A 20858-nucleotide genomic window follows, 5' to 3' on the forward strand; every position below is an offset into this window, starting at 1 on the left:
AAAACAAATGAATTCGAACTATTGGAGGAGAAAAATATGGCTAATACAAAATGGGCAGTTGATCCTGCGCACAGCAGTGTGGATTTTTCTATCAAGCATATGATGATCGCAAACGTGAGAGGCAGCTTTAATAGCTTTGATGCAGAACTATCTGCAGATCCTGCAGATTTAACAACTGCTGATATTACATTCAATGTTTCACTTTCAAGTGTTGATACACGCAATGAAGATCGTGACAACCACCTGCGTTCTGCGGACTTCTTTGATGTTGAGAACCATCCTAAAATGACCTTTAAATCAACAAACATTGTAAGCAAGGGTGATGATGAATATGATGTTACCGGCGAACTTACTATTCATGGTGCAACAAAAACAGAAACCTTTACTGTGACATATGAAGGATCAGGTAAAGATCCATGGGGCAATGAAAAAGTCGGCTTTACTGCTGCTGGAGCAATCAAGCGAAGCGACTATGGCTTAACTTGGAATTCAGCCCTTGAAACAGGCGGAGTCCTTGTTGGAGATAAAGTGAAAATTGACCTGCAGATACAGGCAGCAAAAGCAGAATAAGGCCGAAAAAGGGCAGGTATACCGGCGAAACGGTATCCTGCCCTTTTCTTAATAGATAAGAATGTATAAATTCTGAAGTTAGATAACTGTCTAGCTCTAGGCGCCATCGGCTCTCGGGTCTAAGCATGTCTAGTTTCGGCTCCTAGTGACTTGAGGTTATAAGCCGATAAGCGGGCGCCTTCCGCTTTTCTATTCAGTTTATTGATCGGCTAATAACGTGGCAATTTTGTCTTCAATAACCTTACCTTGACCGCCATCAGTTAAGTTATTCAGAATAATAGAAAAGATAAGCTCTTCCCCGCTGGACGTCTTAACATATCCTGATAATGAACTGACTGTTGAGATGGAACCTGTTTTTGCTTTGACATTCCCGGCGGCATTGGAGTTTTTCATGCGATTTCTAAGAGTTCCTCCCACCATCCGGTCTGTATTGGCGGCAATCGGCAATGAGTTCAAATAGGAGCTGAACCATTCTTCGTCCTGGACTTCGAAAAGAAGTTTCGAGATTTCATTTGCCGGAATTAAGTTTACATGTGAGATTCCGGAACCGTCCCGGATCACGAGAGTTTCCTGATTCATTCCAAAAGCTTCTACTTGTTCTTCTAATACCTCAAGCCCTTTTTCCCAGCTGCCTTCTCCTTTGGAAACTTTGCCCATTTCCTTGATTAATGTTTCTGCGTGGCCATTATTGCTTAATTTCATAAATGGTATAAGCAAATCTTTGATAGGCATGGATTTATGCTCAGCAAATAGTTTTGCGCCTTCTGGGGCAGTGCCTGCTTCTGTTTTCCCTTTGATTTTAATGCCTTGTTCAGCGAGAGAACGCTTCAATAGATCCAATGCGTAGCCAGTAGGCTCCCATACAGCGATCCATTCCCTTGAACGGCTGCCTTCAACTGGAATTTCTCCTTCAATTGTAACTGTGTTCGTTCCGTGATCTCTTTCAATATGGATATCCTTCTTTTCGTCTTTAGAGACGGTTTTAGCCTTATTGACGATTTTTATGTAATCTGTTTCCGGCACCATTTTTACAATCGGTTCCTGCCCGGCTTTTTCTCCGGGATAAACCTCTACAATTACTGTGCCCGCGTCATAGTCCTCATTTGGGGAGGCAGTAAGTGCCGAGACTTGTCCGCCATAATACCATGATTCATCACTCCATGATAGATCGGTTGAATAGCGTACATCATCATACCACGTGTCGTCACCGATCAGGCTGCCATGAATAACATTGATGCCTGCTTCTTTTACTTTAACGGCAAATGAATCAAAATCCTTCTTTAAAAGGGTTGGGTCTCCTTTTCCCTTCAAGATCAAGTCACCTTGAAGTGTCTTTCCCTTTATTGAACCTGTGTGAAGAAGTTCTGTTGTGAACTGATAATTTTCTCCCAAAGTTTCAAGAGCCGCAGCTGCTGTTAGGAGCTTCATATTAGAAGCCGGTCTTAAACGTATATCCCCGATATGGTCGTATACAAGATCGCCTGTTTCTGCATTGCGGATACTGACTCCTGCAAGTCCTCCCTGAAGAATTGGGTCATTATTAAGCATTTGGTTTAACTGCTGTACAAGTTCACTGCCTTCTTCCGTTGCCTGGACATGAGGCGATTCGGGCTGAGCAAAAGGAACAAGTGCCAGCATAAATACCAGCAATAAACTGATATTTATTTTTACACTCTTTTTCATATGTATTAAGCCACCTTCCATTTTTGTTTCTTAACCTTTTCTTCTTAGAAAGGTGTGTTCCCTTTATTTCCATAATGAGGAAAAAGAATCAATTTTTAATTTACTTAACTATTTTATTCTCGGCTATAAAAGTTATGAGGACTGGCTATTATTTCCTATTTTTCTCTAAAATAAATATTATGCAAGTAAGAATATTTATTCTTAAAATGCTATTAGAAAATGGTATGATAAAAACAGGTGAATTTTATAAGGGGTGGAAAGAATGAGTGTACATAAAGCAATATCAGAACATGTAGGAAAGCAGAATAAGATTATAACGAAATTTGCTGCATTGGAACAGCAGCGAGAATACTATATTGAGCAAGCATTGGATCTATGCAGGCGAGGACTTCCATTTTCTGCGGATAAGATAAATGAAGTAACTGCTGAAATCAATGAACTTTCTAAACAGGGAATTATACCTGCAAGAAAGTATGTAACAATTGAGATGATTGAGGAATATGCATCAAAGACAAAATAGGTACTTATGATTATAAAGAAGCGTGCCTTCCAATTGAATGCACGCTTCTTTATATTTGCTGTGATGATTCATGGGCAAATTCCTGTAAATCAAGTCTTTTATTTATATTAAAGTGAATCCCCTCATTTTCTAATAGTTCTCTCTGCATGTCATGCAAATCTCCGTCTTTAAACCCAATTTCCCCTTTCCCATTCACAACCCGATGCCACGGAAGCTGATGCTTTTCACTTTGGGTGTGAAGAATCCGGACCACCTGTCTTGCTCCTCGGGGGCTCCCGGCCAGCCTTGCGATTTGTCCGTATGTCATGACTTTTCCTCTTGGGATGCTTTTAATGATTTTTATAACTTTTTCTGTAAATGGCTGCACATGATTGCTCCTTTTTTATCTTATATTATAAAACAAACCCGCCTGAGTTTCAGGCGGGCTCTCTTATTATCCTAACATTTCCTTTGCACGTTCCGGAAAATCAATGAATGGGTTGCGGTTTCCCTGGAGTTCTTGAATGGCAGCATTCCTATGCTTCTCATATACAGTCACGGGATATTCTGCTTGCCATCTCAGCAAAATCTGCATATCCATCTTTTCTTCGATTTTAATTCCTTTTTTATATCTGACTGCAAAATAGAATACGGCTCTTGCGGCTATTCCCTTTCCATATTCAGGTTCAAACTTTTCCTGTTCAGCCATCCCGCATCCGTTCCTGACACTCTCTGTCTCGAATTCCGGAACATATGCTTCAAAATCATAGTAGGGGAAGTTGCTTCTCATACTGTTGCATGCAGGTTCACAGGCAAAAAGATGATGAAGATCCCCTCTCATTGGCTGTCTTTCTTCAAACCAGGATTGCGGAATGACATGCTCTGTATTAAAAATAACTCTTTTATTGCTGCTGAAGCCGCCTTCCTGAATCGACTGCAGAAGCTTGAGATCCTGGTCAATGGCTTTAAGCGGGTCGATCCCTTTCCCGGAATATAAACTTTTTAGCTTAAGGTTTTCCTGCAGATCCACCCATGGATATACATATTGGTGGGGTGAGTAATCCAATTGCCTGTTATGGGTACTAACCAGCAGAGTATGGATTTGTTCTGGGATGTCTCCTTTTTCAAAATCAAGGGTGCTGTAATAATCCTCCAGATTGATGTTATCCTTCTGAGCGTCGTAATAGGGTTCATTCTGAACACTTTCAATATACTTTGACTGAGCCTCTGCCCATGCCGCTGAAATATTGTTCACTTTAATCATATAGCATTATGAACCATGGATTTAAATTTTTGGTCAAAGATCCCGGCTAAATGCTCAGGTACGGTTAAATAAACAAGCCCGTTTCCTTCCAGTTTAGGCGAATTGCCTAACGGAACGGTCCTTCTGATTAATTGTGCATAAAGTTCTGGTTCTGAAAGCTTTCTTTCAAATTGCTTGTTTGCTAAATCTTTAATTAGGGCCAGCGCACCTGAAACGTGTGGTGCTGACATTGAAGTGCCGCTCAAGGTTGCGTATTTCCCGTTCAAAAAGGTAGATAATATCTCTTCACCAGGAGCCACCAAATCTATTTCATTATGTGAGTTTGTAAATTCGGAAGAATCCCTCTCAAGGTTTATAGCACCCACACTAATCACCTCATTGTAGCAGCCGGGATATGCAAACTCGTCGGTAGAATCGTCCCCATCCCCTTCATTTCCTGCTGCGCAGACCACAAGGATATTCTTTTTAACAGCAGCTTTTATCGCATCATGCAGTTCAGGTACATCAGCTGGTCCGCCAAGTGACATGGAGATGATATCAGCATTTTGTTCGATGGCATAATGAATGCCATTGATGATCCATTCGTATTGGCCGGAACCATCCTTGTTTAAGACCTTCACAATAAGGAGATCAGCTTCAGGAGCTACCCCAATGACACCAGCATCATTTTCATGCGCAGCGATAGTCCCTGCAACATGTGTGCCGTGGCCATTATAGTCTTTGAAAATATTTGGATCGCTGTTATCGTCGTCTGTAAAATTCCGTCCTCCTGTTATTCGATCCTTCAGATCAGGATGGCTTAGGTCGCATCCGGTGTCCAAAACAGCAATTTTAATTCCTTTTCCTTTTGTTTCGTTCCAAATATTTGGCGCCTGAATCAATTCCACGCCTTTTGGAACTTCCATAACTTCCTCTTCCTGGCGAATCACCTTAAAAGGAATAACACGAACATATTGCTCCATTTCTTTCCCTCCTTAAGAGATTAAATTGAAGCTGGTTCTTGCTGTTGAATCCATTTTAACAATTCTGAATATTAATTAACAGTACCTTTGGTAGCGGAAATTACTAGAATAGTATTTGTGAAAAAGGAAGAATTTGTGCTATTTGCCCTATGAAATGGGATTATGCTAACCAGGCGGCAAACCATTCAAGAAACTGGTTTTATGTGAGAGTTTTTAATAGCTTCGGAATCTCCGCATAGATTTGAATGATTTCATCCAATTTCATTCGGACCAGCCCAGAAGACGAAGGAGCAACAAAATCAATCGTTCCGGGAACCACAGATTCCTCCTGCACTCCCCATGGCAGCTTCTTTTTGCGGCTGTATTCCTGATATACTCCTTTTCCAACAAAGCAAATGACCTGGGGTTTAAGTTCACTTACTTTTTTAATCAGTTCTTCTCTGCCTTCTTTATATTCTTCCTTTGTTATTTCATCCGCTGCTTTTGTTGGCCTGGAAACAATATTTGTCATCCCATATCCCAGATCCAATAATTTATAGTCCTCCGCTGCGCTGTATCTTCTGGGAGTTAACCCTGATTCATGGAGAATTTTCCAAAACCGGTTATTAGGATTTGCAAAATGATGACCTGTCTCTCCTGAACGAATGCTCGGATTGAAGCCAACAAAAAGCAAATCAAGATTTTCTTTTAAATGATCTTTAATAGGCTCCATATAATCATCCTTTCATGATTGGCGAGGTACTGTTTATTTTATATAAAATCAGCTGGGGAAAAAACAAAAAAGAGCCATTTCGGCTCTTTTTGCTGAACTATTTATCCTTCAAGAATTTCAACTTTCTCCATAACATCGCCATTTCTCATCGCTTTGACTGCTTCAATGCCTGAAGTAACTTTTCCAAAAACAGTGTGAACACCGTTTAGGTGAGGCTGAGGCTCATGAACGATAAAGAACTGGCTTCCGCCTGTATCACGGCCCGCGTGTGCCATAGATAGAGAACCTTCTTCATGCTTATGAGGGTTGCCTTCTGTTTCACATTTGATTGTATACCCAGGTCCGCCAGTTCCTGTTCCATTCGGGCAGCCCCCTTGGCTTACAAACCCAGGGATTACACGATGGAAAGACAAACCATTATAAAAGCCTTCGTTCGCCAGCTTTTTGAAATTTTCAACTGTCCCTGGTGCCGCTTCAGGATATAGTTCAAATTCAACCTTTTCACCGTTTTTCATTAATATGTATCCTTTTTCTGCCATACTAATCATCTCCTTATGTAAAAATCAAATTAATAATACCATTAATCTCTCCAGGAATAAAATTAAAAGACGTTATTTCACTGATTGAACATAAAAAACAAAGGGTAAAGTTAAGATAGCATAGCAGTATAAAAACAGAAATGTCTTATTGGAGGTTTATAGAATGAAAAAATGGGCTTTTGTCTCAGATTTTGACGGAACAATTTCAAAAAGAGACTTTTATCTGATTATGATGGATAAATATTTTCCGGAGGGGCGCATTCTGATGCCCAAATGGAAGGCTGGAGAGATAAAAGATATCGACTTTTTGAATAAAGTCTTCACTTCCATCAATCAGGATGAAGAACAAATTATCAGCGATATTCATTCAATAGAAATAGATGAATATGTACCTGATTTTATCGAAAAGATTCAGCAGAACGGCGGAGATTTTTATATTTTGAGTGCCGGCACAGACTATTATATTTATCACCTATTAAAGAAACATAGAGTAGAACATGTTAAGGTTTATTCGAATGAAGGGCATTATCATGAGAAGAATGTGCACATGAATATAGATAAGAATCATCAGCATTACTCTGAAAGATATGGCATTGATAAATCGAAAGTCATTCAGGACTTAAAGAAGGAATATGAAACCGTGTTTTTTATTGGGGACAGTGAACCGGATTCCCACCCGGCGGAGTATGCTGACATCACTTTTGCCAAAAACGGACTTCAGGATCTTCTTCGGAAAAAAGACATATCTTTTGTGCCAGTAGAAGAATTTAGAGAAGTGGAAGCTTATTTAAAGGACAAAGGCATATTGCCAAAAGAATAATGTCCACTCCAGGGCAAAACCGCTTTTTTTGCCCTGGAATGTTTATATGTACTTTAACCAAATAACTCCAAAAATAAAATTAGGATAAATATGATAACTGCATAAAATGAGAGATGCAGAAATACAGTTGTTAATTTAAATTTGATTTCTTCCACATTAAATGACTGTTGTCTTCGAGTCCTTGCCCTCACTGCCGCAACACCATCCCTGCACATAATAATATTGATAATCGGATCATTTCCATGAATTATATTTCTTCGTGAAACAGGCGCTTCCCTTCAAAGAATAGCAGTTTATAAGTAACGGATTTCCTGGGGAAGCGCATAACATGACAGAAATTTAGGTTATTCTTCTTTTTTCTTAAGATAATTATCAATCTTATTATCGAGAATTTCTAGGCTTTTCATAGCCCGCTCAAAATCGAGTTCACGATAATGATGCGCTCCTCCGGGTTCTTCATCTTTTTCATCTGCCAATTTAACTATGGATTGCAGCGGAGTTCTTACAACCTCACCGCCAGGCAGAAATGAATCCGTGTGAAAAAGGATGGCTAAGGCAATTTCTTTTGCTTTAATCGGGTTTTCACCAAGTCTGATCAGGAGTTTATGTGCCCGCTCAGCACCTTTAATGGCATGAATGTCATTCTGCCGGTAAAGGTCGTAATCCCACTTTCCATTTTTGTACCAGGTATAATGGCCGATGTCATGCATGAAACCTGCTTTAGCCGCGGAATCAACATCCTCTCCGAATTCTTTTGCGAGCTGGAAAGCATGATAGGCAACTGCAATAGCATGAGCGATGCCGGAGCGTGTAATATATTTCTGTGCGATCCGATGCTGATATATATCGGTTAGTTTTACATCTCTCATGTAATCCCCCTCCAATCAGGATTAAAATTTCTTATTGAGCTTTTTTTGCTTATTCATTACTTCATATGATTTTTCAATAATATCGGTTAAAACGTCGCCTTTATAAATCCTGCCGAGTTTCGTGTTTTCCTGATAATAATCAACAATTTCATCGAGCATATTTGAAGTCTCTTTTGTTATGCGGACATTAAGCTGAATACGGGTTTCTCCACTCATTTGAATCCTCCTAGCTATTAATATCTGTAAGCTAGCAATTCGCTAGCGAATGCTGTCGTTTTGTTAGTGGGTGCTATAACTACTTAGATTACACTATTTTGCTGAATTATTCCAGTATAAAGCTATACTTAGGCAAAAAAAGAGAATGGCTATTTTGGCCATTCTCTCTTTCCTATTAATTGCTGAATTGATCCCATTTGTCTTTCAGGAATCTGCCGAATGCCTCGAGTTCCTGCTTGCCTTCTCTCAATTTTTCCTTCCAGATTGGAAGATCTTCTCTTATTTTGCCTTCAAATTTTTCAGCCTGTTCTTTAATGGTTTGTCCAATTTCTTCTGTTAATTCTTTTTTTTCCAGCTTTTCGTTTACCGATTTAGTAGTAAATTCCCCTTCCTGCATATATGGCAGGCTAGATTCCATAATCGCCCTAAAAACAGGTACAGCTGTTTCAGAGCTGCTTTTTGAAAGATAATGTTCCCTGTCTGTCTGGTCATACCCCAGCCAAACGGCGCCAACCAAATTCGGTGTATAACCTACAAACCATTGGTCTTTCGTTCCGTTAATGTCTTTATAAGGAAGCTGGGTTGATCCCGTTTTTCCGGCGATTTGAACTCCTTCGATCTTCGTTGCGCTGCCTGTGCCCGTTTCAACCACATTTAACAGCATGGATGTCATTTGATTCGATACCGTTTTCGTCGTAACTTTAACTGTTTCCTTATCGCGTTCGGCAATGATGCTGCCTGTTGGGCCAACTATTTTCGTAATTAAATGGGCATCTTGCCTCTTTCCGCCATTTGGAAATGCCGCATATGCTTCTGCCAGCTTTAAGGGTGAGACCCCTTTTCTCATTCCGCCTAAGGCAATCCCTAAATATTCATCTTCTTTTTCCAGCGGTATGCCGAACCTGTCAAGCGCATCCAGCCCTTTATCAAGTCCTATTTCATTAAGGAGCCAAACGGCTGGGACATTGATAGAATCTTCCACAGCTTTATACATGGACACTTCGCCCGCATATTGTCCGGAAGCATTAGCTGGAGTGTAATCTCCATATGTTACTTGTTCATCTTTTAGCATGGATGTTGGTGAGTAGCCTTCTTCAAGTGCAGGTGTGTAGACCGCTAATGGCTTGAGTGTTGATCCAGGCTGGGCTTTGATGTGTGTGGCCCTGTTGAATCCTCTGAACACATGTTCACCTCTGCCGCCGACAAGCCCTCTGACACCTCCTGAAGCAGGATCAAGAAGGACAGCACCACTCTGGACGATTTCTCCATTCATGCCTGGAGGGAAGATTGAATCCTTTTCATAAACATTTTCCAGGCTTGATTGCAGATTCTGATCCATTTCCGTATAAATTTTGTACCCTCTTGTAAAAATCTCTTCCTGGGTTAATCCGTACTTATTTATAGCTTCATCTAGGACGGCATCAACATAGTAAGGGTATTTTCTTTCTTGCTTGCTTCGTGTCCCTTCCTTTAATTGGATCTTTTCATTTACAGCGTTCTCATACTCTTCAGCTGAAATCATCTTGTGCTCTTTCATCTTTCCAAGGACAACATTCCTTCTTTTCATTGCCCGTTCGTAGTGATTGTAAGGATCGAGTGCAGAAGGCGATTGGAGCAATCCTGCAAGCAGTGCACTCTCGCTTATGCTCAGTTCCTTTGGGGTTTTGCTGAAATACTTATTGGATGCCTGTTCGATTCCCCATGAACCGCTTCCGAAATATACCTGATTTAAATACATTTGCAGGATTTCATTTTTTTTATAATTTTTTTCGATTTCTACGGCCAGAAACAGTTCTTCAGCTTTTCGCTTGTAAGTCTGTTCAGGGGAAAGCAAAGCATTTTTGGCCAGCTGCTGAGTAATGGTACTTCCTCCGCCGGTAATGCCGCCTGCAAATAAATTGCCAAAAAAGGCTCTGGCAATGCCTTTGATATCGAAACCGTTATGCTTATAAAAGCGTTCATCTTCAATTGCAATAACGGCATTGCCAACATGATCCGGCAATTCTTCAATATTTGCACCCTCTGCCCTATTTTCCGCAAGACTTGCAGCAGTATCACCGTCTTTATCGTAAATAACAGTTGACTGCCTTAAACCTTCTTTTAAGGTCTCCACGTTTGCTGTTGCTGCCAGAAACGCAAAAAATAGAATGGTTAAAAGTATTATTGTTAGTGTTAAAAGAAGCAGAATTTGTGTCAGGTGCTTTTTGCGCCAAAACCCTGCAAAAGCTTCTTTGAAACGCTGAAATTTTTCCATGGTGACTCCTTCTCTAATTCTCTAAGTTTCATTATTATATCCCCTTATTATATATTAAACGAATAAACTCTATAAAAAGTTTCAACTTCAAAAGTAAGGAACGAACACTTCTGTTCATCCCCTTACACTATTTTTATTAATTTTTGGTATCCAGAGGTTTTATTCTTGCCTCGATTTCCTCCCGCCTGTTTTCAATATATGGAGGAAGTGCAAGCATTTCTCCCAATTGGTCAAAAGGTTCATCTGCTTCGAATCCAGGTCCATCTGTTGCCAGCTCGAAAAGAATACCGTTCGGTTCCCGGAAATATAAAGATTTGAAATAATACCTCTCTACAAAACCAGAGCTGGCAATCCGCAATTCTTTCAGTTTTCGTACCCAGTTTCTTAATTCATCTTCATTTTCTACCCGAAAAGCAACATGATGGACACTTCCCCTGCCTGGGCGCTGCTGTGGCAAGTCATGGCGTTCTTTAATATGGATTTCTGCTCCGTTTCCTCCTTCACCGGTTTCAAATACGACTACAGTGTCGTCATCCAAAGAATATTCTCCTATTCTCCGATATTCCATTACTTCTGTAAGCAGGTTTGCGGTGGGTGCGAGCTCAGAGACGGTGAGCATTACGGGTCCGAGCCCGATTATTCCATGGTTTGGAGGAACGGCAGCTCTATCCCATGGCCTCCCACCTTTTACTCCTTTATTATTTTGATCGGAAATCAGGGCCAAACGCTGGCCTTCGAAATCTTCAAAGAACAGCATCTTCTTTCCGTTTACTTCTCTTATTTCTTCATGTAAAACATCTTGTTCTGACAGTCTCTTTTTCCAATAAATAAGCGATTCATCAGATGACACTCGCAGAAATGTACAAGTTATACTGTCCGTCCCCCTGTAAGTGCGGCCAGCATTTTTGATTTCAAAAAATGTTAAGTCAGTGCCAGGGTTACCCCTTTCATCTGCATAAAATAAATGATACATCGTGGTATCGTCCTGGTTTACTGTCTTCTTAACAAGCCGCATTCCAAGGATTCTGGTGTAAAATTCATAGTTCTTCTGAGCATTGGCTGTTATAGCAGAGACATGATGCTGACCTTTTAATGGTTTCATATTCATATGATCACAACCCTAATCAATGTATTTTAGGTATATTTTGATTGAACAATGAAAGGAATGCAACGGAAGAACACAAAAAACTCTTGTTTCTTTTATAGAATAATGCTATATTAGTAAAGCGATGAGCTAATTGCATAAGACGACAGACAAGCCTAACTGGCAATGCACTATGTGGAGTGCAGTCGGGTCGCCGCAATACGTATAAAAAGACGCCTCTCTGGGGCGTCTTTTTTAATGGATAAGAATGTATAAATTCTGGAGTTAGATAACTGTCTAGCGCAAGCAGCCTACCCCCTCGAGGAGGCCCCCAGGATGGGGGTCATGCAGACGTTGCCACAGGACGTGGCGTTCTTAGTCTGCGATCCTTTAGTGGGCTGCTTGCGCTTTTCTTATTTTAATTGAGATGTAAGATACGAGCCTGCAGCAGCTGACTGAAGCCTTGCAGCTACATATGGGGGCCGTGCGTTTTTATGGGTCTCAGCCGGCATCCCAAGCCACAAAATATGTCCGTCAATTATTATGCAGGGAAATGGAAAGCCTTTTGGCAATATCTCATCAGGAGTAACGGAAGGGATAGAATGCTCGGCAAGGATGGTAAGCTTCGTTTGCGAAGGCCTCCCGGAAAGTGCCTGCCCCCACTCATTCCCCAGTTTCTGTCCCTCAGGCAGGGAAATAATAATCTCCTTTTTAGCTTTAGAAATATCCTCAAACACTTTTTCCAGCTTTCTTGCATGCATCCATTGGAGGCGAGGATGCTGATTTTTGATCCATCTGCCAATCTGATCAGGATATATGGCCTGTCCATTGTGCAGCTGGTGGTCTGCCAGCTTCCGCCATGTTTTGTTTTTAAATGCGTTGTTGTGTATAAATTCCAAATCGCAAATATGAATAAATTTCCCTTTGGTTCTCGTTATGGCAACATTCATTAGTCTTTCGCTTTCTTTCCCGATTAATAGCATTCCAGCTCTGTCATGGGGCGGAGCATCGACAGAGTCAAAAATCATGACATCCCGTTCACTTCCCTGAAAACGGTGAACCGTTGCAGCAATAATATCAGCAGCAGATCTTTCTTCTCCATAAAGCTCAGCCAGAAGCTGTTCCATTAATAATGCCTGTGCCCGATACGGGGTGACATAACCTATGGACCTGCTTCCTCCTGTATAAGCTTCATGTATTAGCTGAAATCCCAGCAAAAGATCCCATAAATTGATTCTTGAATTTGAGCTGCCATCTTTTATGCCATATTCACCTGATCCGGCTGTATTGAGCAGGATCGAAGCTTTGCCGGGAAAAGGCGTACAGGCAGCGATATTAGATCTCGCAGCCAGAACATCCGGATGGTCACCAACAAGTGAATGATAGATATGTTTATTCGAAAATGCTGAAATGTCCGGGTGCATACGGCGCTGCTCTTTTAATAGAAAAAGGTGCGGGTGCAAGTGCCCATCCTTGACTGCGTCTGACACACCAGAGTGATGAAAGATATCTTCTCTTAGCCATTTTTCCGACAATTTATGTCTTGAGGCAGCAATAGGAGGAAGCTGTTTAAAATCCCCGCAAATGATGACTCTTTTGCCAAGTGAAGCTGCAAAGGCAGCCTGTGGAACATAAGCCATGCTGGCTTCATCGATGATGACTAAATCAAAATTTTTCTCGTAAATTGACGGATCACTTGCAGCTTTTGCCAGTGTTGTTCCAATAATAGAAGCATTTTTTACAAACTCTATTTCTTTTTGCCTGATCTTTTCAAGTACTCCAGATAGCTTCTTTTCTATTTCAATAAGATGATCGGAATCTCTCTTGCTGAAGGATCGGGATAAATCCTGTTTAAGCAAGCGGCGTTCCTCAAATAGAGCAGCTTTTTGCTCCGAGAGATTTGTATGCTGCTTATTTAAAAGATATTCGGCTGTTAATGAATGATGATCGAATAGTGCTGGACCGATTTGTGACCCGTAACGAAGCAGATCCCCATCAGGAATTTTTCGTTTGTATGATGCAAAGGATGAAATCTCTGCCATAAGGACATCTATTGCTTGATTTGAGTGGGCCAGAATGAGAACACTTTGTCCTTTAAAGTATTTGTTGGCGGCCACACGTGCCATGGTATAGGTTTTTCCTGTGCCTGGCGGTCCCCATACATAAGTGACTGGATTGTACTTAGAACGCAAAATCAATTCATGGGCACCAGTCTTTACCTTATCGGCAGGGTGTTGGGGTGGCATGGAAGGATCCATCAATTTCTTTATTCTATTTCTTTTTCTTTTGCTGTCTTTTATGTCCTCTAAGCGCTGAAAAAGCTGATCCAATAGCTCCCAGGGATCATGAAGCAAATATGCTTCCGATAGATCGATTCCAATATCCTCTTCTAATGCCACTATGACATTATTTCCTTCCGCAGAAAGGACTCTTCCTTCCACTCTCTTTCTTCCCCATTCGATTTTTATGGAGGATCCAGTTGGAATTTTAATGGCAGAAGGTGTATCAAAAAAATAGGTATATGCATCTGATTTTGAAAGCAGCTGTCCATTTAACATTAAGTAGCGGGAGCTCCCATATTTTTTTAAATGTAAGATCTCAGCCTGGATGGCTTTTTGCCACTCCCTTATAAAGCCAAGTGTTGATGTCATTTTGTATCTTCCTTTGTTCACTATGGTATTCAATTAGACTAATATATCATTTACTTGCCGATATGCAAAAAAATAATGGAACCTGAATAATTCCATAAACATCAATAGGGTTAATTCCGCAGAAGTATGAGATAATGTGTTAATAACACTTTATATGTGTATAGAAAAGAGGGATCAGTGTGAAGCGCAGAAATAAGTTTGAGCATAATGATATTGTTATTCTGATTGACACGGGAGAGAAAGTTACGATCAACAAAACCTGTTATGTGGCGAAAATGAAGAAATACACATATACAATTAAAGAAAAACCAAAAATGTTTTATTTTGAAGAAGAAATGAAGGAGCTTCTTTAAAAAAGGGCTATAGAATAGAAAAATTTTTATCCGCAAATGCCCAGTTCTGCGGAAAACGCAAGCTTAATTGCCAGTATGTCATCCCTAAAAGATTATACTGGTCAATTAATTTATATTTTTCTGTAATGCTGCGGATATCCTCAAACCAGACCACATGTTCTTCTTCTCCGTTCCAATATCGGAACCATGGGGATGCTGCATAAGCATCGAATTGAATAACTGCTCCTCTGCTTAAAGCTAAATTCTGAATGGCTTGCATGGAAAATGAGCGGGTTAGATTATCCGCTGTTCTCCAGTCATATCCATATAAAGGCAAAGCTATTTGCAGTTTTTTCGGGTCAATCTGGGTGATCGAATATTTAATGACCTCTTCAACCCACCATAGTGGAGCGACGGGATTAGGAGGACCAGTGGGATAACCATAGTCCATGGTCATGACTGCAACAATATCGGCCCCCTCCCCAATTGCTTTATAATCATATGCCCCTATTATCCGGTTTGCCGGGAGATCTTCTGTCTTAGCATGTACATTGACATGAAGAACTTTTGGCCCTAAGGCATTCTTTAATTCTTTAATGAATGAATTGAAATCCTGGCGCCTTGGCGGCGGGATAAATTCAAAATCCAGACTGATGCCTCCATATCCTTTTTGAGTGACAAAATTCATCAGGCTTAAGATTAAGTTCCTCCTATTTGCCGGACTTTCAAGCACCCCGCCAATCAGTTCAGCATTAAACTCACCTTGTGCAAGATTTCTGATCATCAGCAGCGGAATGACATTCAGCAGTCGGCTTTCTGCCAATATAGCTGTATCGTCCAGTTCAATATATGCGTAACCTTCTCTTGTTAAAGAATAGGCAGAAATGGCGATGTAGGTTAAGTACTTTGCTGTTTCCCTGAAAGCGGGTAAAAAAGTATCAGGAGAATACGGGACTATGAACCCCAATGTCTCCATGACTAATTTACTTGGTGATGGAATATTTATCTTCTGTCCGATGTATAGCCATTCCTGCCTAATCCCTGGGTTTGCTGACAGTATGGCATTAATTGTAGTTAGATAACGCTGTGAAATGCTCCATAATGTATCTCCCGGCTTTACCAGATAAGACCTGATAACTGGTCCGCTTTGCGGAATGTATAGAGCTAAACCAGGGATGATACCAGGTCCATTCTCAAGCCCATTAGCCGTTCTTATGTCCTGGATCGGAACATTATACTTTTGAGAAATGGTCCAAAGGCTATCGCCTGCCTGAACGATATGAATCCCCATAATGCACCTCTTTTCACTTGCTTTTAATCAGTTTATGGGGGAGTCAAGCCTGAATAGTACCAACAGAGAAATCCAGTCCAAAGTAAAATTTTAAAAAGATTGTTATTAGGGGAGTGATTCGGTGCTGTTTGATGGGTGAACGAGTTATTTCTTTTGAAGCACACAAAAACAAGTGGCTTCAAGAATTCTTGATAGCCACTTTCTCATTTCGCTTTAAATTATTACTGATAATCAGCTTCATGCCCGCTCAGGGAATCCATGTGGCTGGCAATCATTGCAATGATGGTGCTTGCCTCTTCTTTGCTGAAGATAAAGTGATCTTCGTCTTTGATCATTTCTTCGTCATCTGTCCAAATGCGATTAACCCTGCGAAGGACTCCATCACCGGTTTCCTGGACCACTCCAAACTGATAGGATACCTCCACTTCGTTTTCCTTGAAAAAGGCAGTTACTTCTGGAGTTTCCCACTCTACATCTACTTCTTCAAAGATATCATCTTCGCCGTCAAAATCATATTCGTCGGCAATGTCGAAATCTTCCTCTTCTGAAACATATATTTCTTCATCATCTTCAAATTCAAAATGATCCTCATCTTCGCCATTCATGTAATCGTGAAGGCTTTCGTGGACTGTATCGATGATGTCTTCAATATCAAAAAGCATTGTTTTAGAAGTATGCCCCAGCTCAAAATCAAAGTCTTCTACATAGAATTCTTCATTATGCGGATCAAAGAAAAGAGTGCAAAAATACTCTCGATCATTATCATTGGTTTCAATAAAAAACTCCATTCTGGGATGCTTGGCACCCCGGTCAATCGACATATGGCCAATCTGATCATATTTACTGCAAATCGATTCAAGATGGTCCTGCAACTCACCGCTTACCCTGTCAAACCATTCAAGTGACATACTGCATCCCTTCCTCCCAAGGTTTTTCTCACACCTATTTTACCCATTCGCAATTTTTTAAGTATGGGATTAATACCCAATAGCATTGGCTGAAGGTTCTCACTTGACAAACAAAATAGGCACCCAAACCATTTGGGTGCCATGAAGAAAAATTAAACCTGCAGTCCATAGTTGCGGCAAAGGGCTGCCAAACCGCCTGAGAAGCCGCTGCCAATGGCATTGAACTTCCAGTCATTCCCATGGCGGTATAATTCACAGAAAACCACTGCTGTTTCAATTGAAAAATCTTCTCCAAGATCAAAACGCAGCAGCTCCTGATTATTGGATTCATCCACTAATCTTACGAATGCATTGGAAACCTGGCCGAAATTTTGCTGCCTTAATTCTGCATCATGAATAGTAACAGTTATGCCAATACGATGAACATGTGAAGGTATTTTGGTAAAGTCGACAACAAGCTGCTCATCGTCGCCGTCTCCTTCACCTGTACGGTTGTCTCCTGTATGTATAACTGCTCCGCTTGGATGCTGCAGATTATTATAGAAAATAAAATCATGATCATTTACACATTTACTAGTTTCATCTGCAAGAAATGCTGATGCGTCAAGGTCGAAATCATGTCCGCCGCTATATCTGTTCGTGTCCCAGCCCAGCCCGATAATGGCTTTAGTCAGGCCAGGATTTGTTTTAGTCAAGTCGATTCTTTGACCTTTTGATAATTGAATACCCAAGATAATCACTCCTTCATAACACAAATCCTTTTTTTCACGGCAGATCATCAATATGAGGGGAATACACTCTAAAGAGAAAGTCAGGAAAAGCGGCTGCTCTGCCTGGCAATATGGAACTTAACCTACCTGCAAACCGAAGTCAGTCGCAATACGGGCAAGTCCTCCCTGATAGCCTGAACCCACTGCAGAGAATTTCCATTCGCCATTATGACGGTATAATTCGCCTACAACAATGGCAGTTTCAATGGAGAAATCTTCTCCTAGATCATAACGGATTAATTCTTCATTTGTTTCTTCATTAATGATTCTTGCAAATGCATTTGAAACCTGGCCAAAGTTTTGACCGCGCCCTTCGCCATCATGGATCGTAATGACAAAAGAAATCTTCTCAATGGAGGCAGGAACAGCACTAAGGTTAACTTTGACCTGCTCATCATCGCCATCTCCCTCACCTGTTCTGTTATCTCCTGTATGCAGAACTGAGCCATTGCCGCCTTCAAGCTGGTTGTAGAAAATAAAATCTTTATCAGATGCACATTTGCCGTTTGCATCTAATAAAAATACACTGGCATCGAGGTCGAAATCCAATCCTCCATCATATTTATTCGTATCCCAGCCGAGTCCTACTATTACATTAGATAACCCAGGATTAGTTTTTGTTAAATCAATTTTTTGCCCTTTCGATAAAGAAATACCCAACGTTCATCCATCCTTTCAAGTTCAATAATTTTACAAGAAGTATCGCTATCATATTTGCGACTGAAAACTATGTACCCTTTAAGTGTAAACGTTTCAAAAGAAATCGTAAACCGATTTGCCATTGGGCTGGGAAAAAAGTTTCATTCCTGCATTAAATATCTTGATGGATAATTCTGTTCCTTCCTTTTTTGCCCGTCATTCTTTATAATATCTTGTTGGATATTAGAAAGGGGGGAAGGCGTATGACCGAGCTAAAACAGCTAATTTTCTTTGATTTTGAAATGCTATGCAGCAAAAATGGTATGCTTTTTGAAGATATGGAGGCCATTCGCCTTGGTGCTGTAAAAGTTGAACTTGAAACAGGTAAGGTTACTGGATTTGACAGGTTCATTCGTCCACAGCAGGACTCACCATTAAGCTCATTCTGCAAAGAATTGACGGGGATATCCGACTCTGATCTAAAAACAGCGGATGACTTTTCAGAGGTATTTAAAGATTTTCTCTTTTGGGTCGGCGGAGTTAAAAAAGCAAGATTCTATTCCTGGTCGACCAGTGACATCTTAAGATTGAAAGCTGATGCACTCAGGCATAATCTTCCCCAAGCTACGATTGATAAAATTACCAAAAGATATGTCGACTTTCAGGCTGTTTTTACAAAAAGAGCTTCCCGGACTGCAGCTTCCGTGGAAAAAGCATTGTCTTTCTATGACCTTTCTTTTATCGGCGAACCGCATCATCCCATGTATGACGCCTATAATACTTTACGGATATATCAATCATTTGAAGAACAGAATGTAAAGAATGATTTAATTATGCTGCAGCAGTTTATATTTCAGGAAGATGAACTCCCTCCTATTGAAAGGCTCAGCCAGGAACTTAAGAATATTTTCCAAAAAGACTTGATAGAATTCTACTCCCATTTAAATGATGCTTTTCGTATGAAAGATGCTTGGAAATTGATAAAGAAAACTAAAAAGCTTGTTGAAAAATATGAGAATATCCTTCTCAGCCGTACAGGCATTTTTGATGAAGAATTGATTTCCAACGTTGAGGAATTAATCACTTTTTATCAGGAACTTCAAACAGCTTATAAAGAGCATTGTTCATACACGTCAAAAATTATGATTCTGCATGAACAAATGGTTGAACCGCTGCAGAAAATATGCGGATAAAAATGAGGTGACAAAACAGTTGCCTCTTCTTTTTATGCCGCCAATATTATATGATCCAGCACCCTTTGCAATGCTGAAGAACGTTTAGCTTGGTATTCTTTGCATTTTCAGAGATAATAACAATGCAAAAAAAATTGGGAGATGATACGTTTGGATAGAGTGCAGATGGCAGAGGATCTGTCGTTTTCAAGAATCGTACATGGTCTATGGAGACTGGCTGACTGGAAATTTTCAGATGAAGAATTAATCACCTTAATAGAAAGGTGTTTTGAGCTGGGAATAACGACATTTGATCATGCCGATATATATGGCAGCTATACATGTGAAAGTCTGTTTGGAAGGGCTCTTGAGAAAAAGCCGGAACTCCGCGAAAAAATGGAAATTGTAACGAAATGCGGGATTGTACTCCAGTCAACAAACCGCCCTGAGCATAAATCCCATCATTATAATACCGGAAAAAACCATATTATTGCTTCGGTTGAGAAGTCTTTGCAAAATCTGAAAACAGATTACATAGATACCTTGCTCATTCATCGTCCTGATCCTTTTATGGATCCTGAAGAAGTTTCTGAGGCATTTTCAGCTTTAAAGGCTGCCGGCAAGGTAAGGCATTTTGGAGTATCCAATTTTAAAAGCCATCAGTTTACGATGCTTCAGTCATACCTTGATATGGATCTGATTACAAATCAAATTGAACTTTCTGCCTATCATCTGGAGAACTATGAGGATGGCACATTAAATCTGTGCATGGAAAAAAGAATCGCCCCGATGGCCTGGTCCCCTTTGGCCGGCGGCAAAATTTTTAGCGGTACTGAAGAAAAACCTGCACGCCTTAAAGCTGCATTACATAAAGTCGCAGAGGAAATCGGGGCAAGTGATCTTGATGAAGTTTTATTTGCCTGGCTCTTAAATCATCCTGCCCGAATCATGCCAATTGTCGGGTCCGGCAAGATTGAAAGAATTGAACGTGCAGCCGGTTCATTAACTTACAAACTTAACAGGGACCAGTGGTTTGAGATTCTTCAAAGTTCAATGGGGCATGATGTGCCTTAATATATACAAACAGCCCTATTCCAAATAGAATAGGGCTGTTTGCTGCGCATTTATTGGAAAACGCTGTTGAAAGCAGGAGCAGATAGTTCCACTTCTTCAAAAACTTTAGTCATTGAATTGATATATTCCTCTTTAAATGGCTCTGCTTCCGCCATATCCTCGGATCCTGCTTTTACAAGCTCAGCTTTTTTAGCATAGTATTGAGAAAGGCTATCAACCGCTGCCTCAATATCCTTAGTGTAGTCTGTTAATTCTTCTGGTACAGACACGGCTTTCGCTTCCTTTTCAAAAGCTGCAGCTGCTTCAGCTGGATCCTGACCTTCAGCGGTCAAGTTTGCATCTGTGTTTCGAATTACTTTTGTCACTTCTCCCTGATAGCTTAGCAGAGCCGAGCGCACTTCTTTTCCTTCATCAGCGGCCTCAGTCGTCTCAGCTGCGGACTCTTCCTTTTCTTCCCCTTTAGAAGCCTCTTCGTTTGAGCATGCTCCAAGCATTAGTGTCAGTACAGCTGCTGAAAGCAAGAAAGATAATTTCTTCATGTAATGGTCC

General features: G+C 40.7%; 22 protein-coding genes. 6 read left to right on the forward strand and 16 right to left on the reverse strand.

The genetic code is table 11. The features are described from left to right. Nucleotides 1-36 precede the first annotated feature (36 nt). Nucleotides 37-570, forward strand: coding sequence for a YceI family protein (locus IRB79_RS13405; protein WP_243509071.1), 534 nt, complete (start codon nt 37-39; stop codon nt 568-570). Between the two features lie 198 nt (nt 571-768). On the opposite strand, the gene dacB is transcribed toward IRB79_RS13405, so the two are convergent. Further along, nucleotides 769-2253 carry a D-alanyl-D-alanine carboxypeptidase/D-alanyl-D-alanine endopeptidase gene (gene dacB, locus IRB79_RS13410; protein WP_243509074.1) on the reverse strand — a complete coding sequence of 495 codons (1485 nt, stop codon included), beginning with the start codon at nt 2251-2253 and terminating at the stop codon, nt 769-771. Between the two features lie 262 nt (nt 2254-2515). Between dacB and IRB79_RS13415 the strand changes: the two genes are divergently transcribed. Beyond that, nucleotides 2516-2773 carry a YpbS family protein gene (locus tag IRB79_RS13415; RefSeq protein WP_009334613.1) on the forward strand — a complete coding sequence of 86 codons (258 nt, stop codon included), beginning with the start codon at nt 2516-2518 and terminating at the stop codon, nt 2771-2773. Nucleotides 2774-2822: 49 nt separating this feature from the next. Here the strand turns inward: IRB79_RS13415 and IRB79_RS13420 are convergent, their stop codons facing one another. The 5 genes from IRB79_RS13420 to IRB79_RS13440 form a co-directional block, all read right to left on the reverse strand. After that, nucleotides 2823-3140, reverse strand: a complete 318-nt coding sequence (locus tag IRB79_RS13420; protein ID WP_243509077.1) for an MGMT family protein — start codon at nt 3138-3140, stop codon at nt 2823-2825. Nucleotides 3141-3206: 66 nt separating this feature from the next. Further along, nucleotides 3207-4016, reverse strand: coding sequence for an endonuclease I family protein (locus tag IRB79_RS13425; RefSeq protein WP_243509082.1), 810 nt, complete (start codon nt 4014-4016; stop codon nt 3207-3209). After that, nucleotides 4013-4978: a S8 family peptidase gene (locus tag IRB79_RS13430; protein ID WP_243509086.1), complete on the reverse strand. Its 966-nt coding sequence runs from the start codon at nt 4976-4978 to the stop codon at nt 4013-4015. Before IRB79_RS13430 ends, IRB79_RS13425 begins: the two co-directional genes overlap by 4 nt. Nucleotides 4979-5177: 199 nt before the next feature. Then, nucleotides 5178-5690 (reverse strand): mismatch-specific DNA-glycosylase, encoded by a 513-nt coding sequence (locus IRB79_RS13435; protein WP_243509089.1) that lies wholly within the window; start codon nt 5688-5690, stop codon nt 5178-5180. A 101-nt stretch (nt 5691-5791) separates the two neighbouring features. Further along, nucleotides 5792-6229 carry a peptidylprolyl isomerase gene (locus IRB79_RS13440; RefSeq protein ID WP_009334608.1) on the reverse strand — a complete coding sequence of 146 codons (438 nt, stop codon included), beginning with the start codon at nt 6227-6229 and terminating at the stop codon, nt 5792-5794. Nucleotides 6230-6392: 163 nt separating this feature from the next. On the opposite strand from IRB79_RS13440, the gene IRB79_RS13445 reads away from it, so the two are divergent. Continuing rightward, nucleotides 6393-7049 carry an MtnX-like HAD-IB family phosphatase gene (locus IRB79_RS13445; RefSeq protein WP_243509092.1) on the forward strand — a complete coding sequence of 219 codons (657 nt, stop codon included), beginning with the start codon at nt 6393-6395 and terminating at the stop codon, nt 7047-7049. Between the two features lie 344 nt (nt 7050-7393). On the opposite strand, the gene IRB79_RS13450 is transcribed toward IRB79_RS13445, so the two are convergent. From IRB79_RS13450 to IRB79_RS13470, 5 genes are all read right to left on the reverse strand, one after another. After that, nucleotides 7394-7918: an HD domain-containing protein gene (locus IRB79_RS13450; protein ID WP_243509095.1), complete on the reverse strand. Its 525-nt coding sequence runs from the start codon at nt 7916-7918 to the stop codon at nt 7394-7396. A gap of 21 nt (nt 7919-7939) precedes the next feature. Next, nucleotides 7940-8134, reverse strand: a complete 195-nt coding sequence (locus IRB79_RS13455; RefSeq protein WP_113880888.1) for a hypothetical protein — start codon at nt 8132-8134, stop codon at nt 7940-7942. Nucleotides 8135-8309: 175 nt separating this feature from the next. Then, nucleotides 8310-10388 carry a transglycosylase domain-containing protein gene (locus IRB79_RS13460; protein ID WP_243509098.1) on the reverse strand — a complete coding sequence of 693 codons (2079 nt, stop codon included), beginning with the start codon at nt 10386-10388 and terminating at the stop codon, nt 8310-8312. 136 nt (nt 10389-10524) lie between these two features. Continuing rightward, complete coding sequence (locus tag IRB79_RS13465; protein ID WP_243509101.1) at nt 10525-11496, reverse strand: ring-cleaving dioxygenase; 972 nt, start codon at nt 11494-11496, stop codon at nt 10525-10527. Between the two features lie 389 nt (nt 11497-11885). Beyond that, a complete protein-coding gene (locus tag IRB79_RS13470) occupies nt 11886-14123 on the reverse strand; it encodes an AAA domain-containing protein (protein ID WP_243509104.1) in 2238 nt (745 codons plus the stop codon). 179 nt (nt 14124-14302) lie between these two features. Between IRB79_RS13470 and IRB79_RS13475 the strand changes: the two genes are divergently transcribed. Continuing rightward, entirely contained in the window at nt 14303-14476 is a 174-nt protein-coding gene (locus IRB79_RS13475) for a hypothetical protein (protein WP_019379882.1), read from the forward strand. A gap of 7 nt (nt 14477-14483) precedes the next feature. On the opposite strand, the gene IRB79_RS13480 is transcribed toward IRB79_RS13475, so the two are convergent. The 4 genes from IRB79_RS13480 to IRB79_RS13495 all read right to left on the reverse strand — a co-directional run bounded on the left by IRB79_RS13480 (nt 14484) and on the right by IRB79_RS13495 (nt 18084). Continuing rightward, nucleotides 14484-15746: a glycoside hydrolase family 18 protein gene (locus tag IRB79_RS13480; RefSeq protein ID WP_243509107.1), complete on the reverse strand. Its 1263-nt coding sequence runs from the start codon at nt 15744-15746 to the stop codon at nt 14484-14486. A 221-nt stretch (nt 15747-15967) separates the two neighbouring features. Next, nucleotides 15968-16654: a hypothetical protein gene (locus IRB79_RS13485; RefSeq protein WP_243509110.1), complete on the reverse strand. Its 687-nt coding sequence runs from the start codon at nt 16652-16654 to the stop codon at nt 15968-15970. Between the two features lie 152 nt (nt 16655-16806). Then, nucleotides 16807-17385 carry a TerD family protein gene (locus tag IRB79_RS13490; RefSeq protein WP_243509113.1) on the reverse strand — a complete coding sequence of 193 codons (579 nt, stop codon included), beginning with the start codon at nt 17383-17385 and terminating at the stop codon, nt 16807-16809. Between the two features lie 117 nt (nt 17386-17502). Beyond that, on the reverse strand, nt 17503-18084 hold the full coding sequence (locus IRB79_RS13495) for a TerD family protein (RefSeq protein ID WP_243509116.1): 582 nt from the start codon (nt 18082-18084) through the stop codon (nt 17503-17505). A 242-nt stretch (nt 18085-18326) separates the two neighbouring features. Here IRB79_RS13495 and IRB79_RS13500 point away from each other — a divergent pair, with 242 nt between their 5' ends. Both IRB79_RS13500 and IRB79_RS13505 read left to right on the forward strand, forming a co-directional pair. Next, on the forward strand, nt 18327-19256 hold the full coding sequence (locus tag IRB79_RS13500) for a 3'-5' exonuclease (RefSeq protein WP_243509119.1): 930 nt from the start codon (nt 18327-18329) through the stop codon (nt 19254-19256). A gap of 150 nt (nt 19257-19406) precedes the next feature. Beyond that, nucleotides 19407-20309, forward strand: coding sequence for an aldo/keto reductase (locus IRB79_RS13505; protein ID WP_243509122.1), 903 nt, complete (start codon nt 19407-19409; stop codon nt 20307-20309). A 50-nt stretch (nt 20310-20359) separates the two neighbouring features. On the opposite strand, the gene IRB79_RS13510 is transcribed toward IRB79_RS13505, so the two are convergent. Continuing rightward, nucleotides 20360-20848: a hypothetical protein gene (locus IRB79_RS13510; RefSeq protein ID WP_243509124.1), complete on the reverse strand. Its 489-nt coding sequence runs from the start codon at nt 20846-20848 to the stop codon at nt 20360-20362. Nucleotides 20849-20858 lie beyond the last annotated feature (10 nt).

The organism is Cytobacillus oceanisediminis (assembly GCF_022811925.1).
GTDB classification, from domain to species: Bacteria; Bacillota; Bacilli; order Bacillales; family Cytobacillaceae; genus Cytobacillus; species Cytobacillus oceanisediminis_D.